Source organism: Plastoroseomonas arctica (assembly GCF_018128965.1).
GTDB lineage: Bacteria > Pseudomonadota > Alphaproteobacteria > Acetobacterales > Acetobacteraceae > Plastoroseomonas > Plastoroseomonas arctica.
This window is the reverse complement of record NZ_JAAEDH010000020.1, coordinates 1-26,918: the sequence shown is the minus strand read 5'-3', so window position 1 is coordinate 26,918 and position 26,918 is coordinate 1. Positions and strand designations below refer to the sequence as shown.

Annotated in this window: 29 protein-coding genes and 1 tRNA gene; 7 read left to right on the top strand and 23 right to left on the bottom strand. The window is 68.6% G+C overall.

The features are described 5' to 3' along the window. The first annotated feature begins 61 nt into the window (after positions 1–61). From GXW79_RS16165 to GXW79_RS16155, 3 genes are all read left to right on the top strand, one after another. A complete protein-coding gene (locus GXW79_RS16165) occupies positions 62–637 on the top strand; it encodes a peroxiredoxin (RefSeq protein WP_211875473.1) in 576 nt (191 codons plus the stop codon). A gap of 62 nt (positions 638–699) precedes the next feature. Beyond that, complete coding sequence (locus GXW79_RS16160) at positions 700–1,230, top strand: carboxymuconolactone decarboxylase family protein (RefSeq protein WP_211875472.1); 531 nt, start codon at positions 700–702, stop codon at positions 1,228–1,230. 164 nt (positions 1,231–1,394) lie between these two features. Further along, positions 1,395–1,544 carry a hypothetical protein gene (locus GXW79_RS16155; protein ID WP_211875471.1) on the top strand — a complete coding sequence of 50 codons (150 nt, stop codon included), beginning with the start codon at positions 1,395–1,397 and terminating at the stop codon, positions 1,542–1,544. Here GXW79_RS16155 and GXW79_RS16150 read toward each other — a convergent pair. The 7 genes from GXW79_RS16150 to GXW79_RS16120 form a co-directional block, all read right to left on the bottom strand. Next, positions 1,532–2,632 carry a class I SAM-dependent methyltransferase gene (locus tag GXW79_RS16150; RefSeq protein ID WP_211875470.1) on the bottom strand — a complete coding sequence of 367 codons (1,101 nt, stop codon included), beginning with the start codon at positions 2,630–2,632 and terminating at the stop codon, positions 1,532–1,534. The genes GXW79_RS16155 and GXW79_RS16150 overlap by 13 nt on opposite strands. Further along, positions 2,633–3,022, bottom strand: a complete 390-nt coding sequence (locus GXW79_RS16145; protein WP_211875469.1) for a PAAR domain-containing protein — start codon at positions 3,020–3,022, stop codon at positions 2,633–2,635. Positions 3,023–3,118: 96 nt separating this feature from the next. After that, on the bottom strand, positions 3,119–3,379 hold the full coding sequence (locus tag GXW79_RS16140; protein WP_211875468.1) for a hypothetical protein: 261 nt from the start codon (positions 3,377–3,379) through the stop codon (positions 3,119–3,121). A gap of 79 nt (positions 3,380–3,458) precedes the next feature. Next, positions 3,459–4,796 carry a B12-binding domain-containing radical SAM protein gene (locus GXW79_RS16135; protein WP_211875467.1) on the bottom strand — a complete coding sequence of 446 codons (1,338 nt, stop codon included), beginning with the start codon at positions 4,794–4,796 and terminating at the stop codon, positions 3,459–3,461. A gap of 65 nt (positions 4,797–4,861) precedes the next feature. Then, positions 4,862–5,971 carry a hypothetical protein gene (locus GXW79_RS16130; protein WP_211875466.1) on the bottom strand — a complete coding sequence of 370 codons (1,110 nt, stop codon included), beginning with the start codon at positions 5,969–5,971 and terminating at the stop codon, positions 4,862–4,864. Between the two features lie 114 nt (positions 5,972–6,085). Further along, a tRNA-Val gene (locus tag GXW79_RS16125) sits at positions 6,086–6,157 on the bottom strand. Between the two features lie 51 nt (positions 6,158–6,208). After that, a complete protein-coding gene (locus GXW79_RS16120) occupies positions 6,209–7,177 on the bottom strand; it encodes a UDP-glucuronic acid decarboxylase family protein (protein ID WP_408901560.1) in 969 nt (322 codons plus the stop codon). Positions 7,178–7,278: 101 nt separating this feature from the next. On the opposite strand from GXW79_RS16120, the gene GXW79_RS16115 reads away from it, so the two are divergent. Continuing rightward, positions 7,279–8,139 carry an N-formylglutamate amidohydrolase gene (locus GXW79_RS16115; protein ID WP_211875465.1) on the top strand — a complete coding sequence of 287 codons (861 nt, stop codon included), beginning with the start codon at positions 7,279–7,281 and terminating at the stop codon, positions 8,137–8,139. Between the two features lie 200 nt (positions 8,140–8,339). Here the strand turns inward: GXW79_RS16115 and GXW79_RS16110 are convergent, their stop codons facing one another. The 4 genes from GXW79_RS16110 to GXW79_RS16095 form a co-directional block, all read right to left on the bottom strand. Then, positions 8,340–9,485, bottom strand: coding sequence for a CaiB/BaiF CoA transferase family protein (locus GXW79_RS16110; RefSeq protein ID WP_211875464.1), 1,146 nt, complete (start codon positions 9,483–9,485; stop codon positions 8,340–8,342). A 40-nt stretch (positions 9,486–9,525) separates the two neighbouring features. Further along, positions 9,526–9,933 (bottom strand): hypothetical protein, encoded by a 408-nt coding sequence (locus tag GXW79_RS16105; RefSeq protein ID WP_211875463.1) that lies wholly within the window; start codon positions 9,931–9,933, stop codon positions 9,526–9,528. 537 nt (positions 9,934–10,470) lie between these two features. Continuing rightward, positions 10,471–11,004: a hypothetical protein gene (locus GXW79_RS16100; protein WP_211875462.1), complete on the bottom strand. Its 534-nt coding sequence runs from the start codon at positions 11,002–11,004 to the stop codon at positions 10,471–10,473. 32 nt (positions 11,005–11,036) lie between these two features. Beyond that, complete coding sequence (locus GXW79_RS16095) at positions 11,037–11,912, bottom strand: LysR family transcriptional regulator (protein WP_211875461.1); 876 nt, start codon at positions 11,910–11,912, stop codon at positions 11,037–11,039. Between the two features lie 90 nt (positions 11,913–12,002). On the opposite strand from GXW79_RS16095, the gene GXW79_RS16090 reads away from it, so the two are divergent. After that, positions 12,003–12,956: an NAD-dependent epimerase/dehydratase family protein gene (locus GXW79_RS16090; protein ID WP_211875460.1), complete on the top strand. Its 954-nt coding sequence runs from the start codon at positions 12,003–12,005 to the stop codon at positions 12,954–12,956. 6 nt (positions 12,957–12,962) lie between these two features. Here GXW79_RS16090 and GXW79_RS16085 read toward each other — a convergent pair whose 3' ends face one another. The 5 genes from GXW79_RS16085 to GXW79_RS16065 are packed head-to-tail and all read right to left on the bottom strand — an operon-like array spanning position 12,963 to position 18,005. Continuing rightward, entirely contained in the window at positions 12,963–13,262 is a 300-nt protein-coding gene (locus GXW79_RS16085) for a hypothetical protein (RefSeq protein ID WP_211875459.1), read from the bottom strand. Next, positions 13,259–14,098, bottom strand: coding sequence for an HAD family hydrolase (locus tag GXW79_RS16080; RefSeq protein ID WP_211875458.1), 840 nt, complete (start codon positions 14,096–14,098; stop codon positions 13,259–13,261). The genes GXW79_RS16085 and GXW79_RS16080 overlap by 4 nt, the downstream gene beginning before the upstream one ends. Before the next feature lie 5 nt (positions 14,099–14,103). Continuing rightward, positions 14,104–15,273 carry an acyl-CoA dehydrogenase family protein gene (locus tag GXW79_RS16075; RefSeq protein WP_211875457.1) on the bottom strand — a complete coding sequence of 390 codons (1,170 nt, stop codon included), beginning with the start codon at positions 15,271–15,273 and terminating at the stop codon, positions 14,104–14,106. Positions 15,274–15,327: 54 nt separating this feature from the next. Continuing rightward, positions 15,328–16,929 carry a thiamine pyrophosphate-binding protein gene (locus GXW79_RS16070; protein ID WP_211875456.1) on the bottom strand — a complete coding sequence of 534 codons (1,602 nt, stop codon included), beginning with the start codon at positions 16,927–16,929 and terminating at the stop codon, positions 15,328–15,330. 5 nt (positions 16,930–16,934) lie between these two features. Further along, positions 16,935–18,005, bottom strand: coding sequence for a threonine aldolase family protein (locus tag GXW79_RS16065; protein ID WP_211875455.1), 1,071 nt, complete (start codon positions 18,003–18,005; stop codon positions 16,935–16,937). An 81-nt stretch (positions 18,006–18,086) separates the two neighbouring features. On the opposite strand from GXW79_RS16065, the gene GXW79_RS16060 reads away from it, so the two are divergent. Continuing rightward, a complete protein-coding gene (locus GXW79_RS16060; RefSeq protein ID WP_211875454.1) occupies positions 18,087–18,887 on the top strand; it encodes a DUF72 domain-containing protein in 801 nt (266 codons plus the stop codon). Here GXW79_RS16060 and GXW79_RS16055 read toward each other — a convergent pair. From GXW79_RS16055 to pdhA, 7 genes are all read right to left on the bottom strand, one after another. Beyond that, complete coding sequence (locus GXW79_RS16055) at positions 18,884–19,357, bottom strand: type II toxin-antitoxin system RatA family toxin (RefSeq protein WP_211875453.1); 474 nt, start codon at positions 19,355–19,357, stop codon at positions 18,884–18,886. The two genes, GXW79_RS16060 and GXW79_RS16055, sit on opposite strands and share 4 nt — an antisense overlap. A 1-nt stretch (position 19,358) precedes the next feature. Continuing rightward, positions 19,359–20,345 carry a lipoyl synthase gene (gene lipA, locus GXW79_RS16050; protein ID WP_211875452.1) on the bottom strand — a complete coding sequence of 329 codons (987 nt, stop codon included), beginning with the start codon at positions 20,343–20,345 and terminating at the stop codon, positions 19,359–19,361. 3 nt (positions 20,346–20,348) lie between these two features. Further along, complete coding sequence (lpdA, locus tag GXW79_RS16045; RefSeq protein ID WP_211875451.1) at positions 20,349–21,746, bottom strand: dihydrolipoyl dehydrogenase; 1,398 nt, start codon at positions 21,744–21,746, stop codon at positions 20,349–20,351. A gap of 3 nt (positions 21,747–21,749) precedes the next feature. After that, positions 21,750–22,232 carry a GNAT family N-acetyltransferase gene (locus GXW79_RS16040; protein ID WP_367614934.1) on the bottom strand — a complete coding sequence of 161 codons (483 nt, stop codon included), beginning with the start codon at positions 22,230–22,232 and terminating at the stop codon, positions 21,750–21,752. A gap of 250 nt (positions 22,233–22,482) precedes the next feature. After that, positions 22,483–23,793 carry a pyruvate dehydrogenase complex dihydrolipoamide acetyltransferase gene (locus GXW79_RS16035; protein WP_211875449.1) on the bottom strand — a complete coding sequence of 437 codons (1,311 nt, stop codon included), beginning with the start codon at positions 23,791–23,793 and terminating at the stop codon, positions 22,483–22,485. A 12-nt stretch (positions 23,794–23,805) separates the two neighbouring features. After that, entirely contained in the window at positions 23,806–25,170 is a 1,365-nt protein-coding gene (locus GXW79_RS16030; protein ID WP_211875448.1) for a pyruvate dehydrogenase complex E1 component subunit beta, read from the bottom strand. 1 nt (position 25,171) lies between these two features. Beyond that, on the bottom strand, positions 25,172–26,200 hold the full coding sequence (gene pdhA / locus GXW79_RS16025) for a pyruvate dehydrogenase (acetyl-transferring) E1 component subunit alpha (RefSeq protein ID WP_211875447.1): 1,029 nt from the start codon (positions 26,198–26,200) through the stop codon (positions 25,172–25,174). 220 nt (positions 26,201–26,420) lie between these two features. On the opposite strand from pdhA, the gene GXW79_RS16020 reads away from it, so the two are divergent. Then, the coding region (locus tag GXW79_RS16020; RefSeq protein WP_211875446.1) for an MFS transporter at positions 26,421–26,918 on the top strand (498 nt) is incomplete at its 3' end.

The following is a 26,918-nucleotide window of genomic DNA, read 5'->3' as shown; positions in this document are numbered from 1 at the left end:
TGGCCGGCATTGCTGCACCGCACTATGTCACTTGTAGGCAAACAACCAAAGGATGATTCCGATGCTCACCGTTGGCGACAAGTTCCCCCAGTTCGCGCTCACCGCGGTCAAGGGCGGCCCCGAGGGGCTCGGTGGTCCGGGCGTGTCCTTCACCGACGTGACCTCGGCCTCCGATGCGGGCCAGTGGAAGATCGTGTTCTTCTGGCCGAAGGATTTCACCTTCGTCTGCCCGACCGAGATCGCGGCTTTCGGCAAGCTCGCCGGCGAGTTCGCCGATCGCGACGCGGTGGTCTACGGCGTCAGCACGGATAGCGAGTTCGTCCATCTGAACTGGCGCCTGCACAATGACGACATTCGCGACCTGCCGATCCCGATGCTCGCCGACATCAAGCGCGAGCTGTCTTCCGCTCTGGGCATCCTCGACAAGGACGCGGGCGTGCCGCTGCGCGCGACCTTCATCGTCGACCCGCACGGCACCATCCAATGGGCTTCGGTCAACGGCCTGAACGTCGGGCGCAACCCGGCCGAAGTGCTGCGCGTACTCGACGCCTTGCAGACGGATGAGCTCTGCCCCTGCAACTGGGAAAAGGGCCAGGCTGCGCTGAAGCCGCAGGAGCTGTTCTCCGCGGCGGCGTGAGCAAACCGGCGGGGGGGCGATGCCCCCTGCCCTTTCTTCGGATCGCGTGAAGGATATCGGCCATGTCGCTTGAAGCCCTGCGGAATTCCCTGCCCGACTATGCCAAGGACCTGAAGCTCAACCTCGGCAGCCTCGCCGCCGAGCCGGTGCTGAGCCAGCAGCAGCTGGCCGGCACCTTCGTGGCCTCCGCCCTCGCCTCGCGCAACGCGGCGGTGATCCAGGCGATCCTGGCGGAGTTCGCCCCGAAGCTCTCGGCCGAGGCGCTGGTCGCGGCGAAGTCGGCGGCGGCGATCATGGGCATGAACAACGTCTATTACCGCTTCACCCACCTGGTCGGCGGCGACTACGCGCAGATGCCGGCGCGGCTGCGCATGAACGTCATGGCCAAGCCGGGTGTCGAAAAGGTGGATTTCGAGCTCTGGTCGCTGGCGGTCTCGGCGATCAATGGCTGCGGCATGTGCATGGAGAGCCACGAGAAGGTCGTCCTGCATGGCGGCCTCGGGAAGGAGCAGGTGCAGGCTGCGGTGCGCATCGCCTCGGTCGTGCATGCGACCGCCGCGGTGCTGGATGGCGAGATGGCGCTCGCGGCCTAGCCGCGACGCCTGGCGGCCTTGGCTACGCCGCTTCACCGGTGCTGCGGCCCTCGCAGCTGCCACTGTCGGACGCCCCGCTGTTGCGGTGGCCGTCCACGCCGCCGGAAGATGCCCGTCTCAGGACCGCAGCCGCGGCTCTCGGCGGCAAACGTTGACAGATCGTCGTGGCGCGACGTCGCAGCATCCTGAGCATCGCGAGGCCGCGGAACGCAATTTCGCTGCGCTACATCCATTGCAGCGGCGTGCTCGGCCTGTTCAACGCCGTCTACGAGGGCGCGAACACCTTCGTCATCGGCTACCGCTACAGGTCCTGAACGACGGCCGCGTCCTTGCGGAGTGCGAGCAGGTGCAGCGCATAGACCATGGTCGAGCGCGCGTGCAGCCGCACCGCCCAGGGCTGGTCGGCGATCTCGCCGGCGATGGTGATGCCGGCGATGGATTGCGGATGCGCGCCCTCGGTGAGGATCGCACGGACAAGGGACTCGGCCGAACCCCGGTGCGGCCCACGCTGCGAATGGCCGCCGATCCAGTAGGGCGGCTGCGTCGCGGTCGGCGACCAGTCATAGGGTGAGCACAGGATCGCGCCGCCGCCCGGCGCCAGCAGCGCCACCATCGCCTGCAGCAGCGTCACCGGCGAGGGCACGCAGTCCAGCACGTTCAGCGCGGCGATGCGGCCGAACGTCCCCGCCGCGAAGGGCAACGCCATGGCGTCGCAGGCCCAGTGATCGATCCGCGTGGCATGCGGCGTTGGGATGGTGAAGGCGACGGCGTCATAGACCAGCCCGATGCGGCGCCGGGCGAAGGCCACCCGCCCGTTGCGCTGTGCCTGGCCGGCCAGGCGCAGCATGGAAAAATTAAGATCGACGCCGAGCACCAGCCCGTCGCCGCCCGCGGCCAGTTCGGCGGTCGCGCGACCGATCGAGCAGCCGATATCCAGCGCCGGCCCGGTGGGCAGCCCCTCACCCAGCAGCACCAGGCCGGCGTGCAGCGCGCGCGCCACGCTGCCGGGCGGGAAGGGCTGCGTGCCGAGCTCCGGGTCGAACTCGCCCCAATGGTCATGCGCATAGGCGCCGAGGTGATGGCGCGTCGCCTCGAAGGGCGTACCTGGCCCGATGGCGTCGCCGAGTGCCGAGACCGTGTCGGGCATGAGGTCCTCGCGCGCGAGGATCTGCGCCTGGCTGTCGGCCAGGAAGCGCGCCGGGTCCGGCACCAGGATGGGGATCGCATCGATGATGGGGAATTCGCACTGGCACTCCGCCGCCGCGCACAGCAGCGTGCCGTGCTCGATGACCTCGCCATCGCGCCGGTCGATCCTGCCGAGGCTGAGGGCGCGATCAGTTCGGGCTTCGAGCCGGCAGCGGGGGCAGACGGGGGCGAGCGCCTCGAAATGGCCCAGGCGCACTCAGCCGCCGATCAGCACGGTTGGGCAGCAGGGCGGCAGGATCTTGCCGGTCGGCGAAGGGATCGGCGCGACGCAGGAGGCATGCGCCGTCAGGTCGTTCGCTCGCGCGGCGGGAAGGTTCAGGATCAGGACCGTGGCGGAGCCCTTGACGATGATCCCCGGACCCGCGGGGACGCAGGGGATGAGCATGCACGGCACGGTCATGTCGGTGGAGCGTGCGGCGGGCATGCTGCCGATCAGCACCGTGGGCGCGCCGGGGGCGACGATGGCCAGCGGCATGGCCGGGTGTGGGACGGGCGTCGGCGTCGGTGCGGGCGGGTGGATCGGCGCGTGGCAATGCGGCGCATCCTGCAGGACGAGATCGGTCAGACGTGCGGCCGGCATACCCATGGGACACTCTCCTGCGCGAAGCCTACCGGGACCGTACCGAAAAAGCGAGGCCGAGCGCGGCGCGGGGGCGCGCGTGGTCCTCCGCCGCGCCGTGCATCATGGCGCCAGGCGAAATCCATCCGGCGGCAGTGTGATGTCGACCGAGACGACCATGTGCTCGCCCACCGCCATCAACGGGACCTTGGCGGTCTTGATCGGCTCTTCCTCGGTGGTCGGCAGGCCGCCCTTCTTGAACAGCGTGGTCTTCACCTTGCCCGAGCCCAGGACCTCCAGCCACAGGTCGAAGCCGAGGAAGATCATCTTCACCGGGTTCGGGTGCCGGGCGATCGCGTGGCCAAGGTCTTGCAGGCTCGGCATCGAAGACTCCAACGGCGCTCGGCCGCGATCTGGACGGAGAGGATTAAGGAGACGTTCGCGGCCTTGGCAAGATGCGTCGTCAGCCCAGCCGGGCGCGATGCTCGACCATCGCGACCGCCTCGGCGCGCTGCGGTGCGGTGGCGGTGGGTGCGCGGGAGAGGGTCTTGGCGGCGCGGATCGCAGTCCAGCACGCATAGACGGCCTCGATCTGCTCGGGCGTGACGCCGGGCAGGTTGAGAATGGACCGGCTATGGACGGCCGGGCGCTCCAGGTAGTCCTCCGGAAGGTAGCCCTTGTCGCGGCAGAGCTGGAACAGCGCCGTGCCGGGATAGGGGTAGAAGACGAAATAGCCGAAATCGACCGGGTCCAGCTCATGGTGGAGGTCGATGGTCTCCTCCATCTCGGCGAGCGTCTCGCCCGGCGTGCCGATGATGTAGTTGGCGGTGGCCATGATCCCCACCTCCTTGGTCCAGCGGAACACGTCGCGGAAGCGCTGGTTGGTCGCGTGGCGTTGCATGATCTGGCGGCGCACCCTCTCGGACCCGCTCTCCACGCCGTAGACGATGTGCTTGCACCCGGCCTCCGCGAGCTCGCCCAGCATGCGCTGGTTCACCGTCTCGACGCGCGCATGCAGCGAGAAGGGCGTGCGGAATTCGTCCCCATAGACGCGGCAGAACTTGGTGACCCAGGGATGGTGGATGGTGAAGGTGTCGTCGAGGAAGATGACGTAGTTCAGCGGGCCCTTCGCGCGGATGGCGCGCAGTTCCGCCAGCACGTTCTCATGGCTGCGCCTTCGGCCATAGGCGCCGGTGGATTGTTCGGCATAGAGCTGGTCATACATCCGCGCGGCGCAGTAGGTGCAAGGAAACGGACAGCCGCGCTGGGTCGAGACATGGACCACGCCGTAGCGCTCATCGAGCAGGTCGCGCGCGGCAAAGGGTATGCTGTCGATGGGCTCGATGGGTGGGCGGATCTTCGGGCGCGGCATGCCCTTGGCCCAGATATTCCCGATCGCCGTGGTATCGCCGCCCTCGGCGAGCGCGGCGACGAGGTCGAGCAACGCCGACTCGCCCTCGCCGAGGCAGACATAGTCCACGCCGGGACATTTCAGCACCTCCTCCGGCGCGAAGGTCGCATGCAGACCGCCGAGGATGGTGGGGATGTTGGACACCCGGCGCAGCTCGACCAGCAGGGCCCGCGCGCGCAGCCATTGCCGCGTGGTGGCGGAAATGCCGATCAGGTCCGGCGCTTCCTCGCGCAGCGCGGCGAGGATGTCGGGCAGGCCCATGGCGATGCCCAGGCGCAGGAACGCCGCCTCATGCCCGTGGGCGCGCAAGGTCGCGGCGAGAAATCCGGGGCCGAGCGAGGCCACGGCCCAGTCGCTCTCGGTGTCGATTTCGAGGAACAGCACCTTCATGGCCGTGAAGGTTATCGCCAAGCGGTGCGGAACGCGATTCGGTTCGCGCCCGCATCGGGGGTTTTCTAGCGGACGATGGACAGCACGATTTCGAGCGCGATCAGCACCAGGATCGAGATCTCCAGCACCTCCGCCCGGTTGGCGTGGGATTCGCTGTACAGCGCGGTGTAGGTGTCGCGCATGATCGCGACCTTGCGGTCCACCGCGGCACCGATCGCGGGCACCCGCAGCGTGTCGATGGCCGCGGCGTAGACGCGGGCCAGGTAGACGTCCTCGGTGACCTGCAGGGCGTTGTCGACCTTCTCGGTCACCTCGGTGACCTCGGCGACCATCGAGGTGAGCCGGCGGGCCAGCGCGGCGTAGCGGCGCGCGGCGAGCAGCGATGTGGTGCGGCGCGCAGCCTCGACCAGGTCGTACATGCGCGGCAGCTCGTCATCGAGTCGCTCGTCGTAGTAGCGCATCTCGAGCAGCTGGGCGTTGACCAGCTCCAGCACGTCGGCGACGTCGGTCTCGCGCCGTGGCTCGATCAGGACCGCACGGTCCCAGGTGAGGATGACCAGGTCATCCTCGAAATAGGAGAAGCGCTGACGGAGCAGGCCCTGGCGCGCGGCGGCCGAGAGCGGGCGGGTCTCGCCCGAGAGCAGCGGGATGAGGTCGATGCGCGCCTCGGCCTCGGTTGCGTTCAGCGGCGGGTCGAAGGCGTGGATGGTGGCGAGCAGGTAGTCCTCCTGCAGGATGGCGCTGCTCGCGCGGTCGAGCGCGGGGCCGATTTCGGCGCGCAGGGTGGCGAGCAGGCCGGCCCATACGGGTGCGTTCGCGGCCGGCCCCACCGCGCGGTCGAAGGCATTCGCGCGGTCCACGAAGGCGGGCCAGGCGAGGTCGGTGACGGCCAGCGACAATTCGAAGGCGGCGATGCCGAAATCGTACAGGCGCACGCGCGCCTGGGCCTGGTGCTGGGTGCCGTCGAGCTCGAGCGTCGCCGGGCCCAGCGGCAGCAGCAGCGGCGGCACATCGAAGGCGACCGCCTTTGGCGGGGTGGAGGCGAGGCGCGCGCGCTCACCGCCCGGGCGGGCCGCGAGGGTCTCGGCGCGCGTGAGGTCGATCGCATAGGCGATGTCGAACAGGCGCAGCGCCGCGATCTGGCCGGACCGGATGGTGGGCGGCGGGCTGGACATGAGTGGTTTCCACGACGATGCGCCGGAGGGAACCCGACCGGTCCCGGCGTCACAAGTTCAGCGCGATGACATCGGATAAAGGCGCGCTGCGTCGCGCCTAACCCCTTGGAAACATGGGCGCTACAGGGATTGAACCTGTGACCCCTACCGTGTCAAGGTAGTGCTCTACCGCTGAGCTAAGCGCCCATAGCCGGGGAGCGGCCTTCTAGGCGGGAATTTCATGCCCGACAAGCGGCCTCAGACAGGCAGGCCCTCATCGAGCAGGTGGCGGAAATACGCGACCGTCTTTTCCAGCCCCTGAGCGAGCGGCACGCGCGGCTCCCAGCCCAGCGTTTTCCGCGCCAGCGTGATGTCGGGGCAGCGCCGCGTCGGGTCGTCCTGCGGCAGCGGGCGACGCTCGATCCGAGCCTTGCCGCCGACCATGGCGATCACCTGCTCGGCCAGTTCCAGCACCGTCATCTCGTGGGGATTGCCGAGGTTGATCGGGCCGGTGACGCTGTCGTCCGACGCCATGAGCCGCATCAGGCCATCGACCAGGTCATCGACGTAGCAGAAGGCGCGCGTCTGGCTGCCGTCGCCATAGATGGTGATGACGTCGCCCGACAGCGCCTGGACGATGAAGTTGGACACCACCCGCCCGTCATTGGGGTGCATGCGCGGCCCATAGGTGTTGAAGATGCGCGCGACCTTGATGCGCAGCGCGTGCTGGCGGTGGTAGTCGAAGAAGAGCGTCTCGGCGCAGCGCTTGCCCTCGTCGTAGCAGGCGCGGGGCCCGAGCGGGTTGACGTTGCCGCGGTAGGTCTCGGGCTGCGGATGGATCTCGGGGTCGCCATAGACCTCGGAGGTGGAGGCCTGCAGGATCTTGGCCCGGGTGCGCCGCGCGAGGCCAAGCGCGTTGATCGCGCCATGGACGGAGGTCTTGGTCGTCTGCACCGGGTCGAACTGGTAGTGCACCGGGGAGGCTGGGCAGGCCAGGTTGTAGATCTCGTCGACCTCGACGAACAACGGGAAGGTCACGTCGTGGCGCAGCGCCTCGAAGCGGGGGTGCTGCAGCAGGGTCGCGATATTGTCCCGGCTGCCAGTGAAGTAATTATCCACGCAGAGCACCTGGTTGCCCTCGGCGAGCAACCGCGCACAAAGATGCGAGCCGATGAACCCGGCGCCGCCAGTGACGAGAACCCGCTTGCGGGAGAGCATATTTGCCATTCTGGTCCCAACCTTTCGCCCATTCCTCTGGGGCAAACGCGCCGAGGCGTCGAGCGCCCGGATGACATGAGACCACGGCTGTGGTTTGAACAAGGTTACCGATGGACATTCCCGTAGACCCCCAGCCCTACTCGCTGCTGCGCCCGGCGCCGCAGACGATGCCGCTGATCTTCGCCTCGCCGCATTCCGGCCGCGAATACCCCCCTGCCCTGCTCGCCGCGGCGCGGCTCGACGCCCATGGGCTGCGCCGGAGCGAGGACAGCTTCGTCGAGGAATTGTTCGGCGCAGCACCTGGCGAAGGCGCGCCGCTGCTCGCCGCCCGCTTCCCGCGCGTTTGGTGCGACGTGAATCGCGAGCCCTGGGAACTCGACCCCACCATGTTCGACGGCCCGCTGCCGCATTGGGTGAACAGCGCCAGCGTGCGGGTCGGCGCGGGGCTCGGCACCATCGCCCGCGTGGTCGCGAACGGCGAGGCAGTCTATCGCCGCAAGCTGCGCTTCGCCGAGGCCGAGGAGCGGGTCCGCGCCGCCTGGCAGCCCTATCATGCCGCGCTGTCGGACCTGATCGCGGCGACCCGGGCGCGATTCGGCGCCTCCCTGCTCATCGATTGCCATTCGATGCCGGCCCACCCGGCCCATGGCGCCGCGGCGCCTGACATCGTGCTGGGCGACGCCCATGGCACCGCCTGCGCCCCGCGCGCGACCCGGCTGCTGGAGGAGCTGCTGTCGGACCTCGGCTACCGCGTGCGCCGCAACGACCCTTACGCGGGCGGCTATGTCACTCGCCACTACGGGCGCCCGCGCGAGGGCCAGCACGCGTTGCAGATCGAGGTTGCGCGGTCGCTCTACATGGATGAGGCGCTGATCGAGCGGAATGCAGGATTTCCGCGGCTGCGCCGGGACCTTGGCGCCGTGATCGCGGCCCTTGCGTCGACGGATTGGGATTTCCTGGCGCGAAGCTGAGCGTCCGCGGCGTTGCGACCCGGCCAAAAAAAAGTGGCGGCGCCCGAGGGCACCGCCAAGTTTAGGGAGGAAACGTCCAAGAAAGCAGAGAACGGGCAAGCCCGTCGCTGCTGAAACCTATTTAGGGCGTCCATCGTTCGTATGCAAGCGTTTTTTTGCGGTGCAATACGAAACGAAATGTTGCTGAAGCTCCAATCCGGTCAGCCGGGCGCCGGCGCCAGGAATTCCGCCCGTACCTGGGCGTCGTGTTCGCCCAGCGCCGGCACCGGTCCATAGCTGCGCTCGATCCCGGCGAAAATGGCGGCGGGTGCCGCGACCTCCACCGTGCCGGCCGGCGTGTGCACGGGCAGCCGCCGCAGCGCCGGATGCCGCGCGAGGTCGCTCACCTCGTTGACGAATCCATAGGCGATATCGGCCTCGCGCAGCCGCGCCGCGCAGGCCTCGCGCGTCAGCGTGGCGAAGGTCCGCCCCACATGGGCGTCGACCTCCGCGCGATTCGCGACCCGGTCGACATTGAGGGTGAAGCCCGGCCGGCTCGGCAAGTCCGGCTGCTGGAGGAAGACGCTGCACAGCCGCCCCCATTCGCGCTCGTTTTGGATCGAGATGAGCACCAGCGATGCGTCGGCGGTGGCGAAGGCGCCATAGGGGCAGATCGAGGGATGGGCGAGGCCGATGCGCGCCGGCGCGGCGCCGGTGCCTTCCTGGAACAGCAGCGGCACGTTCATCAGGTCGGCCATGCCGTCGAACAGCGAGACGGCGATGCCGGCGCCCCGACCGGTGATGGAGCGCGCGATCAGCGCCTCGAGCACCGCGGCATGGGCATTCATCCCGCACGCCACGTCGCAGAGCGAGACCCCCACCCGGCCCGGCCCCTCGGCGCGGCCGGTGACCGAGCAGAGGCCCGATTCCGCCTGCACCAGAAGGTCATAGGCCTTCATCGACGCGTATTCGCCCTGCTCGCCATAGCCGGAGATATCGACGGTGATCAGGCGCGGATGCTTCTCCCGCAGCGTTGCCGAACCCAGACCGGCGCGCTGCATCGCGCCGGGGGCAAAGTTCTGGATGAAGACGTCGGCGCGCGCGATCAGCCGCTCCAGCAGCGCGCGGTCGGCATCGTCGCGCAGGTCGATGGTGACCGATTCCTTGCCCCGGTTGAGCCAGACGAAATAGCTCGACTGCCCCTTCGCCGCGCGATCGTAGCCGCGCGCGAAATCGCCCTCGCGGCGCTCGATCTTGATGACGCGGGCGCCGGCATCGGCCAGTCGCATGGAGCAGGTGGGCGCTGCGACCGCCTGCTCCATGGCGATGACGAGGAGGCCGGTGAGGGGTTTGGCTTGGGTGTCCATGGGGGTCAGCCTCGTGTGGGCGGCGGCGCGGCGTGCGCGGTCAGGTGAAGAGCGGCGCAATCTCGCGGCCGAAGGTGATCAGCTCCGACAGGTTTCGCAGGACGGCCGCAGCCACCGCGAGCTTGGCGGCGATGGCCCAGGCCTGCTTGCCGCCACGCGACACATGCGCCGAAGCAGAGCGCCAGATGCCAACAAATTGCCAGATGGGAGAGACGAGCATCAACGCGGTGAAGCCGATGACGGCGGCGCGCATCTGGTTCAGGCTCAGGGAGTCGGCGTTCGCATCGATGAGGGTGCCGATGCCGTACAGCACCGCCACACTGACCAAAGCGACGAGCACGCCGTTTATCCAATAGGCAAAGCCCAGCGAGAAACCACCACGCCAATGCTTGGCGATATAGGCGCCGACGCCGCCGACGCCGTGCATGTTCTCAGCCACCGTCGCCATTGGATCCGCCCCTGTTCTTTCAAAGTGTCGTGTTTCTGTTTCCGACCGCCTTCAGGCGCCGTCAAGCGGCGGCATGGCGAGGGTATCCGCCAGATGGTCGAACAGCAGCCGGACGCGACGGCTGGCGCGCAGATCCTCATGCATGACGACCCAGACCTCCAGCCGCCAGCAGCCAGTCGGCCAGCACTGACAGCAGCGCCGGGTCGCGCGCCGCGACCGGCGCCTGGCAGCCGCCGATGCAGGGTCCGGCGCGGATCATCGCGAGCTTGCCGAGGTCATTGTTGCAGCGGAGCGCGAAGCTCGCGCGCGGCAGGCCGAGCTGCCGCTGGCGCGCAGCCTCTGCCCATCCTGGTCATCGCCGCTCAGCGTGTGGCGGGCGAGGTCGGGCGGTCTCTGGGGCAACCCGTGCGCCTCGGCGTCGTCGCGATGAGTGTAGAGATGCACAGCGTCGCTCAATCTTGATGACGCGAGCGGCGGCGACGGCCTGCTCCATGGCGATGACGAGAAGGCCGGCGAGGGGTTGTGCGGCCGAATCAATCATCCTTGCTCGGGCCAGGGGCAGCGCCCGGCCGGAGTTCGCGGGCGCGGCAGAAGCGCGTCCGGCCAGGGATTGGGGAAGGTGTAGCCGGGATCGGAGACGCTGCGCGCCTCGCGCACCCGGCGCCCGTTCGGGCCGAAGACGATGCGTTGGACCAGGCGCGCGCCGTTAACCGCGCCGCCGCTGATCAGCGCCAGGCGCGGATGGCCGGCGCCGTCGCGGAACATCTCGACACGGAACGCGCTGTCCTCGCTGCCATGGGCGAGCACGGCGCGCCGAACGACGCCGCGTGCGTCGCGCCACTCCGTCAACGCGGCGCCGAGCGGCGGGCAATCGGGCCAGCTACGATGGTGCGGCCGCGTGCCGCGCGTGGCCTGGATCGCCGCGGCGCGATCGGCGACGGCGGTCTCGATCTCGCCCGCCACGGCGCCCAGGCTGGCCAACAGCAGCAGCAGTGCCGCGGCAACGCCCGCGCGCAGCGGCGCGACCTTGGCGGTGGCCCTGTCCCTGCGGGCATCGGCGGGGCTGATCATGCCCGGGTGTTTCCGTCCGCGGCCAGGACCCGTCAAGCCGCCAGCGACGCGGCCAGGTGGTCGAACAGCAGCCGCACGCGACGGCTGGCGCGGAGATCCTCATGCATGACGACCCAGATCTCCAGCGGCCAGCGCAGCCGGTCGGCCAGCACCGGCAGCAGCGCCGGGTCGCGCGCCGCGACCGGCGCCTGGCAGCCGCCGATGCCGAGTCCGGCGCGGATCATCGCGAGCTTGCCGAGGTCATTGTCACAGCGGATCGCGAAGCTCTCGCGCGTCAGGCCGAGGCCGCCGCTGGCACGCAGCGTCTGCCCGTCCAGGTCGTCGCCGATCAGCGTGTGGCGGGCGAGATCGGGCGGGGTCTCGGGCAGGCCATGCGCCTCGGCATAGGCGCGATGCGCGTAGAGATGCACCGCGACGGTCGCGAGGCGGCGGGCGACGAGCCCCGTCTGGGTGGGCCGAAAATGGCGGATCGCGACATCCGCCCGCCGCCGCAGCAAATCCTCGGTGCGGTTGGAGAGCGAGAGCTCGATCACGACGCCGGGATGGTCGCGGCGGAAGCGCCCCAGGATCGGCGGCAGCACTTCGGCGCCCATGATCTGACTGGCGCTGAGGCGGACCGTGCCATGCTCCGCGCCGGCCTCGCCGGAAGCGGCGCGCAGAAGGGCGGCGGCGGCATCGGCCATCGCCTCGGCATGCGGGCTGAGGTCCAGGGCGGCAGCGGTCGGCAGCAGGCCCTGCGGCGAGCGGGTGAAGAGCGGCGTGCCGAGGGCGGCCTCCAGCTGCTCCACGTGCCGGCCGATGGTGGGCTGGGTCAGGCCGAGCCCGCGCGCCGCGGCGGAGAGGCTGCCGTCGCGGACGACATGGAGGAAGGAGCGATAGAGCTCCCATCCAGGAGCGACGTTGGTCATACGAAATTGTATATCTGATGAAGGACAATATGCAATTTCGTTGATGCGGCCCGGACGTCATTCTGCGGACCTGCACGAAGGAGACAGGTCATGACGGAACGCAAGGCTTTGGTGATCGGGGCGACGGGCGGCATCGGCGGCGCGGTTGCCGCCGCCCTCCTGCGACACGGCTGGCAGGTGCGCGCGATGACGCGCCGCGATGCGCCCCCCGTACAGAACGGCATCGACTGGGTGCGCGGCGATGCCATGGTCGCGGCCGATGTCATCGCCGCCGCCGAGGGCACGCAGGTGATCTTCCACGGCGCGAACCCGCCCGGCTATCGCAACTGGCGCGGCCTCGCCCTGCCGATGCTGCGCGCGAGCATCGCCGCCGCCGAGGCGCACGGTGCGAGGCTCATCTTTCCCGGCACCATCTATAATTTCGGGCCCGATGCGTGGCCCGTGCTGCATGAGGGCGCGCCGCAAAACCCGCTCACGCGCAAGGGCAAGGTGCGCGCCGAGATGGAGGCGCTGCTGCACGCGGCGACGGCGCGCGGAACGCGCGCCCTTGTGCTGCGGGCGGGGGATTTCTTCGGTCCCGAGGCGCGAAGCTCCTGGTTCTCCCAGGCCATCATCGAGGGCGGCAAGCCGGTGCGGCGGATCACCTGGCCGGGCGTGACGGGCGGTGGCCACGCCTTCGCCTACCTGCCCGACCTCGCCGAGGCTTTTGCCCTGCTCGCCGATCGCGAGGCGGAGCTCGGCGCGATGGAGGATCTGCATTTCGCCGGGCACTTCGTCGATGACGCGGCGATGGCCGGCGCAGTGCGTCGCGCCGTCGGCGACGAGACGCTGAAGCTGGGGCGTTTTCCGTGGTGGCTGATGACGCTCGGAGCGCCATTCAACACGTTCTTCCGAGAGGTGCGCGAGCTGCGCTATCTCTGGAAGGAGCCGCTGCGCCTCGACAATGCGCGGCTCGTGGCGCTGCTCGGGGCGGAGCCGCACACGGCTTTGGACCAGGCGGTGCGCGACAGTCTCATCGGGCTGGGATCCATGCCGAAGCGCTGATCGGGTTCACCGCGCGTGTGCCAGGATCAGCACGCCCATGGCAAAGGCGACGCCGAGCCAGACGGTGCGGGAATGGCGCTGGCGCCGTTCGAACTCGGCAAGCGCGGCGGGATCGGCAGGGGCGAGCGTGCGGTACTCGTAGTACCACCAGTAGGGCGTCAGCACGCACCAGCCGGCGAAGATCTGCAGGACGTAGGATGGCACCGGCCCTTCGCCGAACAGCGCGCCAGCCACGCCGACCCCGCCGATCATCGCCCCGCCTACCGCCATCACCCATTGCAGCCAGGCGCCGGCCGCTGGCGTCACGCCGAGGTACCGGAGGACGGTGCGGTGACGATGGCGCGGGCGGCGACGAGGTCGAGCACGGCCAGCACGCGGCGCTCCAGCTCGGCGCCCGCGGTGTAGTCGGCGAGCACGGCGCAGTGGACGCGCTGTTCGTGGATGAGTTTCGCACCCTTGGCTGCGCGCGCCTCGTCGTCGGGCGGGAAGACGGCGATGGAGTGGCCGCCCATCTCCTTCACTGTGCGGAAGGAGGGGATGTCGGTGTCGCCATCGCCAATGAAGATCATGTTCGGAAACGGCACGGGCCTATCCTCGGGCGCTTGGTAAGCATTGACCGCCTCATTGTCCGAGAGATCGAGGGCGCCCTTGTTAATGCGGAACAGGTACTGCGTTTTGGTGGTGTAATTGACCCCGACCGCAGCGCCGACCGCGACGCCAGATCCGTCGTACAGGAAGCCCGACGCGAACACGGCGCCGAGATGCGGCCGAATAGACGTGCCGTCAATCATCTCGCGTAGGCCGGAGGAGATGACGTAGTGCTGCATGGTGATGCCTCGCACCGAGGCGGCGGCGTTGATGCGCGCGAACCAAGTCTCGACGCCGGGGAAAAGCGGAAGGTCGCGCCCATGTGCCACCCAATCCTCCCGCCGCATTGACAGGCCCGCGTAGCGCGCGCCCTCGATCATGCAGTGCATGTAGGTGAGGATCGGGTCGCCCTGCTGCGCTTTAGCGAGCTCGGTGGATCGCCTCCAGAAATCAACAGCGTCGATGCTAAGCTTCGGCAGGAAGCGATGCTCCTGCATGTTGCCCGGCGCCAGGGTCCCGTCGAAATCATAGGCGATGGCGACGGTCGCTTGCATGGCAATCAATAGCTCCGCGGCATGCCCAGCACGTGCTCGCCGATGTAGCTCAGGATCAGGTTCGTACTGATCGGGGCGACCTGATACAGGCGCGTCTCGCGGTACTTGCGCTCGATGTCGTATTCCTCGGCGAAACCGAAGCCGCCATGGGTCTGGATGCAGGCCTCGCCGGCGGCCCAGCTGGCGTCGGCGGCGAGCATCTTGCCCATATTGGCTTCCTCGCCGCAGGGCAGGCCGGCTTCAAACTTCTCGAGACCCTTCTGCACGATGGCCTCGGCAGCGCGCATCTGGGCATAGGCCTTGGCGATGGGAAACTGCACGCCCTGGTTCTGCCCGATCGGGCGGCCGAACAGCACGCGTTCCTTGGCGTAGGCGATGGAGCGCTCGGTGAACCACTTGGCGTCGCCGATGCATTCGGAGGCGATCAGCAGACGCTCGGCATTCATCCCGTCGAGGATGTAGCGGAACCCCCTGCCCTCAACGCCGACCAGGTTCTCGGCGGGGACCACCATGTTGTCGAAGAACACCTCGCAGGAATTGTGGTTCATCATCGTGCGGATGGGGCGGATGGTCAGACCGTTCCCGAGTGCCGCCTTCATGTCGACGATGAAGGTGGACAGCCCTTCGGTCTTCTTCGCCACCTGATCGCGCGGCGTGGTGCGTGCGAGCAGCAGCATCAGGTCGGAATGCTCGGCGCGGCTGGTCCAGATCTTCTGGCCGTTGACGATGTAGTTCTCGCCCTCGCGACGCGCCGTGGTGCGCAGCGCGGTGGTGTCGGTGCCCGAGGTCGGCTCGGTGACGCCGAAGGCCTGCAGGCGCAGCTCGCCGGTCGCGATCTTGGGCAGGTAGGCCTGCTTCTGCGCGGCGTTCCCGTGCTTGAGGATGGTGCCCATGATGTACATCTGCGCGTGGCAGGCACCGCCATTGCCGCCCGAGGCGTGCACCGTCTCCAGGATCGCAGCCGCGGCGGAGAGGGGCAGACCGGCGCCGCCGAATTCCTCGGGGATCAGCGCGCCGAGGTAGCCGGCCTCGGTCAGCGCGGTGACGAATTCGGTGGGGTAGCCGCGACGCGCGTCGAGCTCACGCCAGTACTCGCCCGGGAAGCGCGCACACAGTTTGGTGACCTCGGCGCGGATCTCGGCATGCGGGTCGGCGGCGATGAGGGGCTGGTCCATGGTCGGGTCCTCCGTTGCCCCTGGATTAGGAGCGAGGGGAGCGCCTGTCCAGGGTCAGGGCAGCACCGCGGCGAGGGAGGTTTTCACGATGATCGCGGCAGGGCCGGGTGCCAGCAGCGCCGCCTCGATGGCGGGGAAATCCGCCTCGGTCGAGGCGACCGTCACCGGGACGTGGAAGGCGGCGGCCCAGGTGGCGAACTCGGGATTGACCAGGTCGGTGCCGGAGACGCGCCCCGGGTGCTGGCGCTCCTGGTGGATGCGGATCGAGGCGTAGCTGCCATTGTCCGACAGCACCATCTTGATGGCGGCACCGCGCGCGACGGCGACGGCCAATTCGCCGCCCGTCATCAGCGCGCCACCATCGCCCAGCGCGCAGATCACCGTGCGCTCCGGATGGCGCAGCGCGGCGGCGACGGCGGCGGGCATGCCGAAGCCCATCGCGCCGGAGATGGGCGCGAGCAGCCGCTGCGGCGGCGCCCAGGGCAGCTTGCGGTAGAACGGCGCGCCGAAGGTGCCGGCGTCGAGCGTGACGATCGCATCCGCCGGTGCGACACGATGGATCAATGCCGCGACCTTCGCGAAGGCGATGCCGTCATCGAAGCTGCGCGTGCCGATTTGGCTGTCGGCGGTCTGCAGATCGCGCAGGCGCTTGTTCCAGCCCACGCGGGTGGCCGGCGCGCCCGGCTGCATGTCGAGCAGCGCCTGCGCCACCGCCAGCGGGTTGGCCGCCAGCGCAACCTCCGCCGGGAATTGCCAGCCGAGGAAACGCGGCTCGTCGCAGACATGGATGAGGCGTTGGCCGGGTGCGGGCCAGGTCCAGCCCTGTGTCGTGATGTCGGTCAGCCGCGTCCCGAGGGCCAGCACCAGATCCGCCTCGGCGAAGGCTTCGCGCTGCGCGTCCGGATTGCGCAGGCCCATGTCGCCGGCATAGAGCGGGTGCGCGTTGGGGAAGAGGTCCTGGCGGCGGAAACTGACCGCGACGGGCAGGTGCCAGCGTTCGGCGAGGGCGAGCAGCGCGTCGCGGCCGCCGGGCGCTTCAAAACCGTAGCCCGCGAGCAGGATGGGGCGCCCGGCGCGACGCAGCGCCTCGGCGATCGACGTGGCGTCGGCGAGCGCAGGGGCCACAAGCGTCGCGGGCAGAGGGGGCGCAGTGCAGGACATGGCGCCGATATCCTCGGGCAGCGAGAGCACCACCGGGCCGGGGACGCCCTGCATGGCCACAGCGTAGGCGCGAGCGATGAGTTCCGGCACCTGCTCGGGGTCAGTCGCCTCGCCGACCCATTTGGCGACGCCGCGGAACATGTTCGCGTAGTCGATTTCCTGGAAGGCGTTGCGGCGCAGATCGCGCTTCTCGACCTGCCCGATGAGCAGGATCAACGGCACGGCATCCTGCTCCGCCGTGTGCACGGCGATCGCGGCATTGCATGCACCGGGGCCGCGCGAGACCAGCACCACGCCGGGGCGGCCGGTGAGCTTCGCATCCGCGACGGCCATGAACCCCGCACCGCCTTCCTGACGGGCGATGACCAGGTCGATGCGCGGGTGCGCGTGCAGCGCGTCGAGCAGCGCGATGTAGCTCTCGCCGGGGACGCAGAAGGCGCGGTCGATGCCCTGGTCGGCGAGAAACTCGATGAGGCGTTCGGCGGCGGTGGCCACGCGCCTCAATGCCCGCGCGCGACGATGCCGCGGATGGCGGTGAGCGCGTCCTCGATCATCGGTGCCGTCACGTTGAGATGAGTGCACGCGCGCAGCCGCCCGCCGAGGCCGGAGATCATGATGCCCTCCATGCGCAGCGCGGCGGAGAGCTGCTCGGCGGTGAAGCCGGCGCCGGTGGTGTCGAAGAACACCAGGTTGGTCTCGGGTGCCTCGACCTTGAAGCCTTCGATCTGCGCAAGGCCGCGGGCGAGCGCCTTCGCATTCGCGTGGTCGTCCGCGAGACGGTCGATGTTGTTGTCCAGCGAATAGAGGCAGGCGGCGGCGACGATGCCGGCCTGGCGCATGGAGCCGCCTAGGCGCTGCTTCCAACGCCAGGCCTCGCCGATGAACTCGCTGGACCCGGCGAGCACCGCGCCGAGCGGCGCGCCCAGGCCCTTGGTGAAATCGAGCCAGACGCTGTCGTATTGCGCGACCATTTCCGAAGCCGGAATGCCGGCCGCGACGCAGGCATTCATCAGCCGCGCGCCGTCCATATGCGTCGCCCAGCCCTGGCCATGGGCGATGTCGGCGACAGCGTTGAGCTGTTCCAGCGGCCAGACGATACCGCCGCCGATATTGGCGGTCTGCTCGACCTCCAGCAGGCGCTGGGGGGGCGCGTAGCGGGTGCGCGGGCGAATGGCGGCGCGCAGCGTTTCCGGCGTGAACAGGCCGCGCGCACCCTTCAGCGGGTAGATCTGCGCACCCGTCAACGCAGCGTGGGTGCCGCCCTCGCTGGACAGGATGTGGGCCGTTTCATGCGCCAGGACCTCGTCGCCCTTGCGGCAATGGGTGAGGATGGCGATCACGTTGCACATCGTGCCGGAGGGCAGGAACATCGCCGCCTCCTTGCCCAGGAGTGCTGCCATCCGGTCGGTGAGCGCGTGCACAGTGGGGTCGTCGCCATGCTGCTCGTCGCCCAGCTCGGCGCGCATCATGGCGTCCTTCATGGCCGGCGTCGGGAGGGTCTGGGTGTCCGAATACAGGTTGATGCGGACGGGCGGGGCGCCGGCGGGTGGCCGGGAGGGGGCATGGACCATGACGCGCAGGCTAGCCTGCAATCCGGCAGACGGTAAACGGCCGGGCAACTTTCGCCGGCCTGGCTGATTTCAGGAGCCATCATGGCAAAACCCGGAAACATCCGCATCGGCGTGGGGGGCTGGACCTACGAGCCCTGGCGCGGGGCGTTCTACCCCGACAAGCACCCGCATAAGGACGAGCTCGCCTATGCGAGCCGAAAGCTAAGCTCGATCGAGATCAACGGCACCTACTACGGTTCCCAAAAACCCGAGACCTTTGCCAAGTGGCGCGAGGAGACGCCGAAAGACTTCGTGTTCTCCGTCAAGGCGCCGCGCTATGCGACCAACCGCAAGGTTCTCGCCGAGGCCGGCGACACCATCGAGCGGTTCCTGGGCGGCGGCGTGATGGAGCTGAAGGAGAAGCTCGGTCCTATCAACTGGCAGTTCATGCCGACCAAGCGCTTCGACCCCGATGATTTCGGGGCCTTCCTCAAGCTGCTGCCGTCGAGCCGCAACGGACAGGCGTTGCGCCACGTCGTCGAGGTGCGGCACGAGAGTTTCCGCGCGCCGGAATTCATCGAGCTCGCGCGCGAGCATGGCGTCGCGATCGTCGCCGACTTCGATGGTGAATACCCGCTGATCGCGGACCTGACCGCACCGTTCGTCTATGCCCGGCTGCTGGGCACGAAGGAGGGCGAGCCGACCGGGTATCCCGCGGCGACCCTGAAACTCTGGGCGGAGCGGGCACGCAGCTGGGCGAAGGGCGAGCTGCCGAAGGGCCTGGAGCGCGTTGGCAAACCGGCGGCGAAGGCTGCGGGACGGGACATCTATGTCTACGTCATCAGCGGCCACAAGGTGAGCAACCCCGCAGCCGCAATGGCGCTGATCGAGCTGATGGGCTAGCCCTGCGGCAGCGGCTCCGGCGGCGCATTCGGAACCAGAGCCCGGCCGTGCAGCGCCATGATCCGCCGCTCGAAAGCGCGCACCATCAGGCGGACTGCCTCGTTGAAGACGGTCCCGATCACCGCCTGCAGCAGGCGCGAGCGGAACTCGAAGTCGACGAAGAAATCCACTTCGCAGCCCTGCGCGTGCGGGCTGATGCGCCACTGGTTGTTCAGATAGCGAAAGGGCCCGTTCAGGTAGCGCACCTGCACATGGCCGGGCCGGTCCAGCGTCACCTCGCTGCGGAAGGTCTCTCGGAACACCTTGAACCCAATGGTAAGGTCCGCGGTCAGCACCGTGTCGGTGCGCGTGATGACGCGCGCGCCCACGCACCAGGGCAGGAATTCCGGGTAGCGGCGCACATCGGCGACCACGTCGAACACCTGCTCCGGCGTGGCGCGGAGGATGCGCTTTTCGGCATGTGTCGGCATGTCAGGCGCGCGCCCCCGACCGGCGGGCTTCCGCGAGTGCTGCGAAATCGCGATCCGCGTGGTAGCTGCTTCGCGTCAGTGGGGTCGCCGAAACCAGCAGGAACCCCTTGCCACGGGCGGTAATGGCATAGCTGTCGAACTCGTCGGGCGGCACAAAGCGGTCCACCGCGGCATGCTTCACCGAGGGCTGCAGGTACTGCCCGATGGTGAGGAAATCCACATCTGCGCTGCGCAGATCATCCATGACTTGCAGAACCTCGATCCGCGTCTCGCCCAGGCCCACCATGATGCCGGATTTGGTGAAGACCGTGTGGTCGCGCTGCTTCACGCGGTCAAGCAGCCGAAGCGAGTGGTAGTAGCGCGCACCCGGGCGGATGGAGGGGTATAGCGCAGGCACGGTTTCCAGATTGTGATTGAACACGTCAGGGCGGGCATCGACCACCACCTCCATCGCCCCGTCCTTGCGCAGGAAATCGGGGGTCAGGACCTCGATGGTCGTGGTGGGCGTGGCGGCGCGAATGGCCAGGATGGTCTGCGCGAAGTGGCGCGCCCCGCCATCGGCCAGGTCGTCGCGGTCCACCGAGGTGATCACCACATGGCGCAGGCCGAGCTTGGCGACCGCATCGGCGACGCGGCGGGGCTCGTCGGCGTCGAGCGCGCGGGGGATGCCGGTGGCGACGTTGCAGAAGGCGCAGGCACGGGTGCAGGTGTCGCCCATGATCATCATGGTGGCGTGGCGCTGCGACCAGCACTCGCCGATGTTCGGGCAGGCGGCCTCCTCGCACACCGTGACCAGGCGGTTCTCCCGCATCAGGTCGCGGGTTTCCTTGTAGATCGGGTGAGTCGGCGCCTTCACCCGGATCCAGTCCGGCTTGCGCTGGATGGGGTTGTCCGGGCGGTTGGCCTTTTCGGGGTGCCGCTCGGCGCCGGTCCTGACGGTTTGCGGCTCCGCAGCGGGTCTGGTCCTGTGGTCGATTTCTACGCGCATGGGCTAGATGTGGATCACCCGCCCGTAAGCATCAAGCACGCTTTCGTGCATGGCTTCCGAGACCGTGGGGTGGGGGAAGACCGTGTGCATCAGATCGGCCTCGGTGGTCTCCAGCGTGCGGGCGATGGCGTAGCCCTGGATCATCTCGGTGACCTCCGGCCCGACCATGTGCGCGCCCAGCAGCTCGCCGGTCTTGGCGTCGAACACCGTCTTCACGAAGCCCTCGGGCTCGCCCATGGCGATCGCCTTGCCGTTGCCGATGAAGGGGAAGCGGCCCACACGCACCTCATGGCCCGCGGTCTTGGCGGCCGCTTCGGTGAGGCCCACCGAGGCCACCTGCGGCCGGCAATAGGTGCACCCTGGGATGTTCAGCGCGTCCATCGCATGCGGGTGCAGACCGGCGATCGCCTCGACCGTCATCACCCCCTCATGGCTCGCCTTGTGCGCCAGCCAGGGCGCACCGGTGAGGTCGCCGATGGCGTAGACCCCCGGCTCCCCGGTGCGGCCCATTGCATCGATCTTCACATGGGTGCGCTCGACCTCGACCTTGGTGCCCTCGAGGCCAAGATCTTCGACATTGCCCACGATGCCGACGGCGGAGATCAGCCGGTCCGCCTTGATCTCGGTGACACCCTTCGCGGTCTCGATGATGGCGGTCAGCGCGTCCCCCTCCTTGCGCACACCCTGCACCTTGGCGTTGACGAGGATCTTCATGCCCTGCTTCTCGAAGGCCTTCTGCACGAAGGCGGAGATCTCCGCATCCTCGACCGGCAGGATGCGGTCCATCACCTCGACCAGCGTCACCTCGGCGCCCATGTTGCGGTAGAAGCTGGCGAATTCCGCGCCGATCGCCCCTGACCCGATGACGATCAGGCTCTTCGGCATGGCGGTCGGCACCATCGCCTCGCGGTAGGACCAGATCAGCTTGCCGTCCGGCTCGATCCCCGGGATCACCCGCGCGCGGGCGCCGGTGGCCAGGATGATGTGCTTCGCGGCCAAGTCCGCGACCGGCTTGCCGTCCTTGGTCACGGTGAGCTTGCCGGCGCCGGCGAGCTTCGCATGGCCGTCGAAGACGGTGATCTTGTTCTTCTTCAACAGGTGCTTCACCCCGCCCGAAAGCTGCCCCGCGACCGCACGCGAGCGCTTCACCACCTTCGCGAAATCGAAGCGGATATTGTCCGCCGCGAAGCCATAGGCGTCGAGCGTGTGCAGCGTGTGGTTAATCTCGCTCGCACGCAGCAGCGCCTTGGTCGGGATGCAGCCCCAGTTGAGGCAGATGCCACCCAGTTCCGCGCGCTCGACCAGCGCCACGCTCATCTTGAGCTGCGCGGCGCGGATGGCCGCGACATAGCCGCCGGGGCCGCCGCCCACCACGATGAGGTCGAAGGTTTGCTCGGCCATGGGTCAGTCTCCGGCGAGGGTTTTCAGCGCAGCGCCATCGACGCGCTGCATGGTCCAGGGATCGAGCGGGCGCGCGCCCATGGCGCGATAGGCGGCGATGGCGGGCGCATTCCAGTCGAGCACGTTCCATTCGAGGCGGGCGCCGCCCTCGTCGAGCACGCGGCGTGCGAGCGCCCTGAACATGGCGCGCGCGATGCCCTGGCCGCGATGGGCGGGTTCGACGAAGACATCCTCCACCCAGATCCCGTGGCGGGCGGTGAAGGTGGAGAAGGTGCGGTTCCAGACGCAGAGCGCGACCGGGATGCCGGCGACCTCGGCGATCATCGCGCCGGCGCGGGGCGTTTCGCCGAAGAGCGCGCGGTGGAACTCGGCTTCGGTGCCCTGGGCTTCGTGGAGGAGGTTCTCGTACTCGGCGAGGGCGCGGACCAGGCGGACGACGGTCGGCACGTCGGCCGGCGTCGCGTCGCGAAGGGTGAAGGAGGTCACGGCGAGGGTGCCCACGCCAAAGGTGACCGCGTAACCCTCTGAATTTGAAATAGAGGAAGTGAGATCGCCTTACTTTCAGACTTCCCTAGCGCATCGCGATGCAGCTTTCGGACATATTCCCCACCTGGGGCGGAAAGGCGGTCTGACACGGATGTACGGTTAAAAGAACGGATTAATTTCCTAGCATGCGCAGGGCCGCCGACGATGTCCAGGGGCGCGGCGGGAGGGATGACCGTCCCTCCGAACCCGCTCACAGCATCAGGCTCAGCGGGTCCTCGATGGTGCGTTTGAGGGCCTGCATGAACTCGGCGGCCAACGCGCCGTCGATCACCCGGTGGTCCACGCTGAGCGTGCAGGTCATCACGGTGGCGATCGCGAGCGCGCCGTCCTTGACCACCGGGCGCTGCTCGCCGGCGGAGACCGCGAGGATGCCGGCCTGGGGCGGGTTGATGATGGCGGAGAAATCGCTCACCCCATACATGCCCATGTTGGAGATGGAGAAGCCGCCGCCCTGGAACTCCTCGGGCTTGAGCTTGCCGGATTTGGCCCGCGCGGCCAGGTCCTTCATCTCCGCGCTGATGGCGGCGAGGCCCTTCTGGTCGGCCTTGCGGATGATCGGGGTGATCAGCCCGTCGGGGATCGAGACGGCGACCGAGATGTCGACGTCGCTGTATTGTATCGTCGCCTCGTCGGTCCAGGTCGCGTTGCAGCCCGGGTAGCGCTTGAGCGTCGCCGCCGTCGCCTTGATGACCAGGTCGTTGACCGAGAGCTTGAAGGCGCCGGGGCCGTCCTTGGACGAGCGGGCGTTGAGATCGGCGCGCAGCTTCAGGAGCGCATCGATCTGCATGTCCATCGTCACGTAGAAATGCGGGATGGTCGCCTTCGATTCCGCGAGGCGGCGCGCGATGACCTTGCGCATCGAGCTGTTCGGGATCGCGGTGTGCGGCGCGGTGATGGCCGGCGGTGCTGCGGGCTTCGGCGCCGGTGCAGCGGCGGGCGCGGCGGCGGGTGCGGAGGCCGAAGCTGGCACGGGCTTCGCGAGTGCGGCCTCGACATCCGACTTCACGATCCGGCCGTTGGGGCCGGAGCCGCTGATGCCATCCAGCGCGAGCCCCGCCTGCTGCGCCATGCGGCGCGCGAGAGGCGAGGCGAAGACGCGCTCGCCGGCATCATGCCCGTTCGCCTTGGGCGGGATCGGCTGCGGATTGAGCGCGACCTTCTCAGCCGGAGCCGGCGGTGCGGGAGCCGCAGCCGGCGCCTGAGCGGGCGCGGCGGCAGGTGCCTGCGCGGGCGGCGGCGCGGCATCGGGCACCGCCTCGCCCTTCTCCACCAGCACCGCGATCACGGCGTTGACCTTCACGCCTTCGGTTCCCGCCGCGACGACGATCTTGCCGAGCACGCCCTCATCGACGGCCTCGACCTCCATCGTGGCCTTGTCGGTCTCGATCTCGGCGATCACGTCGCCGGATTTGACGGTGTCGCCCTCGGCCTTGAGCCAGCGGGCCAGGTTGCCCTCAGTCATGGTGGGCGAGAGGGCGGGCATCAGGATGTTCGTGGCCATGGTGCGAACCCCTCAGCGATAGGTGACGCGCTTGGCCGCATCGACCACGTGGTCGACATGCGGCAGCGCCAGCTTTTCGAGGTTCGCGGCATAGGGCATCGGCACGTCGAGCCCATGCACGCGGACCGGGGGCGCGTCGAGATGATCGAAGCAGTTCTCGATGATCTGCATCGCGATCTCGGCGCCGATGCCGGCATAGGGCCAGCCTTCCTCGAGCGTCACGACGCGGTTGGTCTTCTTCACCGATGTGACGATGGTCTCGATGTCGAGCGGGCGCAGCGAGCGGAGGTTGATGACTTCGGCGCTGATGCCCTGTTCGGCGAGCTTGTCCGCCGCCTGCATCGCCATCCCGACCATGACCGAGAAGGCGACGAGCGTGACGTCGGTGCCCGCGCGCTCCACCTTGGCCTTGCCGATCTCGAGGATGAATTCCGGATCCGTCGGGCAATCAAAAGTCTGGCCGTAGAGGATCTCGTTCTCGAGGAAGATGATCGGGTTCGGGTCGCGGATGGCGGCGCGCAGCAGGCCCTTCGCATCGGCGGCCGACCACGGCGCCAGAACCTTCAGCCCCGGGCAATGCGCATACCAGCTCGCGTAGCACTGGCTGTGCTGGGCCGCGACGCGCGAGGCCGCGCCGTTGGGCCCGCGGAAGGTGATCGGACAGCCGAGCTGGCCGCCGGACATGTACAGCGTCTTGGCCGCCGAATTGATGATGTGGTCGATGGCCTGCATCGAGAAGTTGAAGGTCATGAACTCGACGATCGGCTTGAGGCCGGTCATTGCCGCGCCGACCGCCATGCCCGTGAAGCCATGCTCGGTGATCGGCATGTCGATGACGCGCTTGGGGCCGAACTCGTCGAGCAGGCCCTGGCTGATCTTGTAGGCGCCCTGGTACTGGCCGACCTCCTCGCCGATCAGGAAGACGTCGGAATCGCGCTTCATCTCGGCGGCCATCGCGTCGCGCAGCGCCTCGCGCACGGTGATCGGCGCCGTCGCGCCCCAATCCTTTTCGGGCGCGGCAGTCGCGACGGTGGCGGGCACCGAAGCCTGCGCGGGCTTCGATGCCTCGGCGGGCGCCGGTGCGGGCGCCTCGGCCGCGGGCGGGCTGGCGGCGGGTGCGGGCTTTGCGTCGCCGGTGCCGCCGTCGAGCTCGGCGATGACCGAGTTGACGCTCACGCCCTCGGTCCCCTCGGGGACAAGAATTTTTGTGAGCGTGCCCTCGTCGACGGCTTCGACTTCCATCGTCGCCTTGTCCGTCTCGATCTCGGCGATGACGTCGCCGGATTTCACCGCCTCGCCTTCCTTCTTCAGCCAGCGGGCGAGCTTGCCCTCGGTCATGGTCGGCGAGAGCGCCGGCATCAGGATCGCGACGCCCATCTCAGCGGGTCCCTTCGATGAGGATATCAGTCCAGAGTTCGCTCACATCCGGTTCCGGGCTGGACTGCGCGAATTCGGCGGCGTCGGTGACGATGTCCTTCACCTCGTCGTCGATCACCTTGAGATCGGCCTCGGTGACGCCGTGCGATTCCATCAGCAGCTTGCGCGCGGTCTCGATGCAGTCCGACTGCTCGCGCATCTTCTGCACCTCCTCGCGCGTGCGGTATTTTGCGGGGTCAGACATGGAGTGGCCGCGGTAGCGGTAGGTGCGCATCTCCAGCAGATAGGGGCCCTTGCCCTCGCGGCAGTGAGCGACGGCGCGCTCGCCGGCCTCATGCACGGCGAGCACGTCCATGCCGTTCACCTGCTCGCCGGGGATGCCCCAGGGCGAGCCGTTCTTGGACAGGTCGCGCGAGGCGGAGGCGCGCTCCACCGAGGTGCCCATGCCGTACTTGTTGTTCTCGATCACGAAGACGCAGGGCAGCTTCAGCAGGGCGGCGAGGTTCATGCTCTCGAACACCTGGCCCTGGCTCGACGCACCCTCGCCGAAATAGGCCAGCGCGACATGCCCATCGGCGCGGTACATGTTGGCGAAGGCGAGGCCGGCGCCGAGCGAGACCTGCGCACCCACGATGCCGTGGCCGCCGAAAAACCCCTTCTCGCGGCTGAACATGTGCATCGAGCCGCCCTTCCCCTTGGAATAGCCGCCGATGCGCCCGGTAAGCTCCGCCATGACGCCGCGCGCCTCCATCCCCGTCGCGAGCATGTGCCCGTGGTCGCGGTAGGAGGTGATGACCTGGTCGCCCGGCTGCAGCGCCATCTGCATGCCGACCACGACCGCTTCCTGCCCGATGTAGAGGTGGCAGAAGCCGCCGATGAGGCCCATGCCGTAGAGCTGGCCCGCCTTCTCCTCGAAGCGGCGGATCAGCAGCATGTCGCGGTAGGCGCGGAACAGGGTGTCCCGGCTGGCATTGGTGGGCGGTGCTGCCTTGCCCCGGCGCTTGGTTGCCGTGTCGCTGCCCTGGGCCATGCGGCCGCTCCTCCCGTCTGATGGAACTCTCTTGGCCCTTGAATAAGGTCTCGGACCGCAAACCGCAAGGATGCGGGCGGAATGAAAACCCTTCTATTGCAATGCAATACGACAGTTAACTGAGTTTCGGTTAAGTTGCGTGGGCGTGCGTGTCACGGCAACTTGCGGAAGGCCGACAGCACCGATCGCGGCCGAAGATTCGGTGGCAACGAGGACCCCGATGATCATGTCACAGACCGCGCCCAAGCCGCTTCTCCTCACGCTACTCGGACTGCATGCCGTCGACCAGATCGCGCTCGCGGCCCTTCCCTTGATCGCCACCTTGTCGTTCGGCGCGGGTCCCGGCGCCGTGGGCGCGCTGGTTGCGGCCCAGGGCGCGGCCTGGCTGCTGGTCGCGCTGCCGGCCGGCGTGCTGGTCGATCGGGCGCCGCGCGCCCGCGTGCTGCTCGGCGCGGCGGCGGGTGCCACGCTGCTGTGCCTGGTCGCGATGGCCGCGCCGGATGCGGGCTGGCTGGCGCTCGCCGCCTTTCTCGCGGCCTCCGCTGTGGTGCCCGGCGTGCTGGCGGCCTTCTCGATCGTGCCGCAGCTGGTGCCGCGGCAGCACCTGGCAGGCGCGAATGCGGCGCTGGAGCTCGCGCGGGCCGTCGCGACGCTCGCGTCACCGCCGCTCGCCGGCTTCTGCGCGGCCTGGGGCGCGCCCGAGGCCGCCCTCGCGCTC

Excerpts from the sequence above, each read along its gene's own strand:
- GXW79_RS16120 (WP_408901560.1), bottom strand. The coding sequence starts at position 7,177 with ATGGCAAATATGCTCTCCCGCAAGCGGGTTCTCGTCACTGGCGGCGCC.
- GXW79_RS16095 (WP_211875461.1), bottom strand. The coding sequence starts at position 11,912 with ATGACCAACGTCGCTCCTGGATGGGAGCTCTATCGCTCCTTCCTCCAT.
- lipA (WP_211875452.1), bottom strand. The coding sequence starts at position 20,345 with ATGCGCGTAGAAATCGACCACAGGACCAGACCCGCTGCGGAGCCGCAA.
- GXW79_RS16130 (WP_211875466.1), bottom strand. The coding sequence starts at position 5,971 with ATGTCCAGCCCGCCGCCCACCATCCGGTCCGGCCAGATCGCGGCGCTG.
- GXW79_RS16140 (WP_211875468.1), bottom strand. The coding sequence starts at position 3,379 with ATGCCGAGCCTGCAAGACCTTGGCCACGCGATCGCCCGGCACCCGAAC.
- GXW79_RS16080 (WP_211875458.1), bottom strand. The coding sequence starts at position 14,098 with ATGCAAGCGACCGTCGCCATCGCCTATGATTTCGACGGGACCCTGGCG.
- GXW79_RS16055 (WP_211875453.1), bottom strand. The coding sequence starts at position 19,357 with ATGCCGACACATGCCGAAAAGCGCATCCTCCGCGCCACGCCGGAGCAG.
- GXW79_RS16030 (WP_211875448.1), bottom strand. The coding sequence starts at position 25,170 with ATGGGCGTCGCGATCCTGATGCCGGCGCTCTCGCCGACCATGACCGAG.
- GXW79_RS16035 (WP_211875449.1), bottom strand. The coding sequence starts at position 23,793 with ATGGCCACGAACATCCTGATGCCCGCCCTCTCGCCCACCATGACTGAG.
- GXW79_RS16060 (WP_211875454.1), top strand. The coding sequence starts at position 18,087 with ATGGCAAAACCCGGAAACATCCGCATCGGCGTGGGGGGCTGGACCTAC.
- GXW79_RS16105 (WP_211875463.1), bottom strand. The coding sequence starts at position 9,933 with ATGGCGACGGTGGCTGAGAACATGCACGGCGTCGGCGGCGTCGGCGCC.
- GXW79_RS16075 (WP_211875457.1), bottom strand. The coding sequence starts at position 15,273 with ATGGACCAGCCCCTCATCGCCGCCGACCCGCATGCCGAGATCCGCGCC.
- lpdA (WP_211875451.1), bottom strand. The coding sequence starts at position 21,746 with ATGGCCGAGCAAACCTTCGACCTCATCGTGGTGGGCGGCGGCCCCGGC.
- GXW79_RS16145 (WP_211875469.1), bottom strand. The coding sequence starts at position 3,022 with ATGGGTATGCCGGCCGCACGTCTGACCGATCTCGTCCTGCAGGATGCG.
- GXW79_RS16090 (WP_211875460.1), top strand. The coding sequence starts at position 12,003 with ATGACGGAACGCAAGGCTTTGGTGATCGGGGCGACGGGCGGCATCGGC.
- GXW79_RS16100 (WP_211875462.1), bottom strand. The coding sequence starts at position 11,004 with ATGATCAGCCCCGCCGATGCCCGCAGGGACAGGGCCACCGCCAAGGTC.
- GXW79_RS16160 (WP_211875472.1), top strand. The coding sequence starts at position 700 with ATGTCGCTTGAAGCCCTGCGGAATTCCCTGCCCGACTATGCCAAGGAC.
- pdhA (WP_211875447.1), bottom strand. The coding sequence starts at position 26,200 with ATGGCCCAGGGCAGCGACACGGCAACCAAGCGCCGGGGCAAGGCAGCA.
- GXW79_RS16065 (WP_211875455.1), bottom strand. The coding sequence starts at position 18,005 with ATGGTCCATGCCCCCTCCCGGCCACCCGCCGGCGCCCCGCCCGTCCGC.
- GXW79_RS16115 (WP_211875465.1), top strand. The coding sequence starts at position 7,279 with ATGGACATTCCCGTAGACCCCCAGCCCTACTCGCTGCTGCGCCCGGCG.
- GXW79_RS16110 (WP_211875464.1), bottom strand. The coding sequence starts at position 9,485 with ATGGACACCCAAGCCAAACCCCTCACCGGCCTCCTCGTCATCGCCATG.
- GXW79_RS16165 (WP_211875473.1), top strand. The coding sequence starts at position 62 with ATGCTCACCGTTGGCGACAAGTTCCCCCAGTTCGCGCTCACCGCGGTC.
- GXW79_RS16135 (WP_211875467.1), bottom strand. The coding sequence starts at position 4,796 with ATGAAGGTGCTGTTCCTCGAAATCGACACCGAGAGCGACTGGGCCGTG.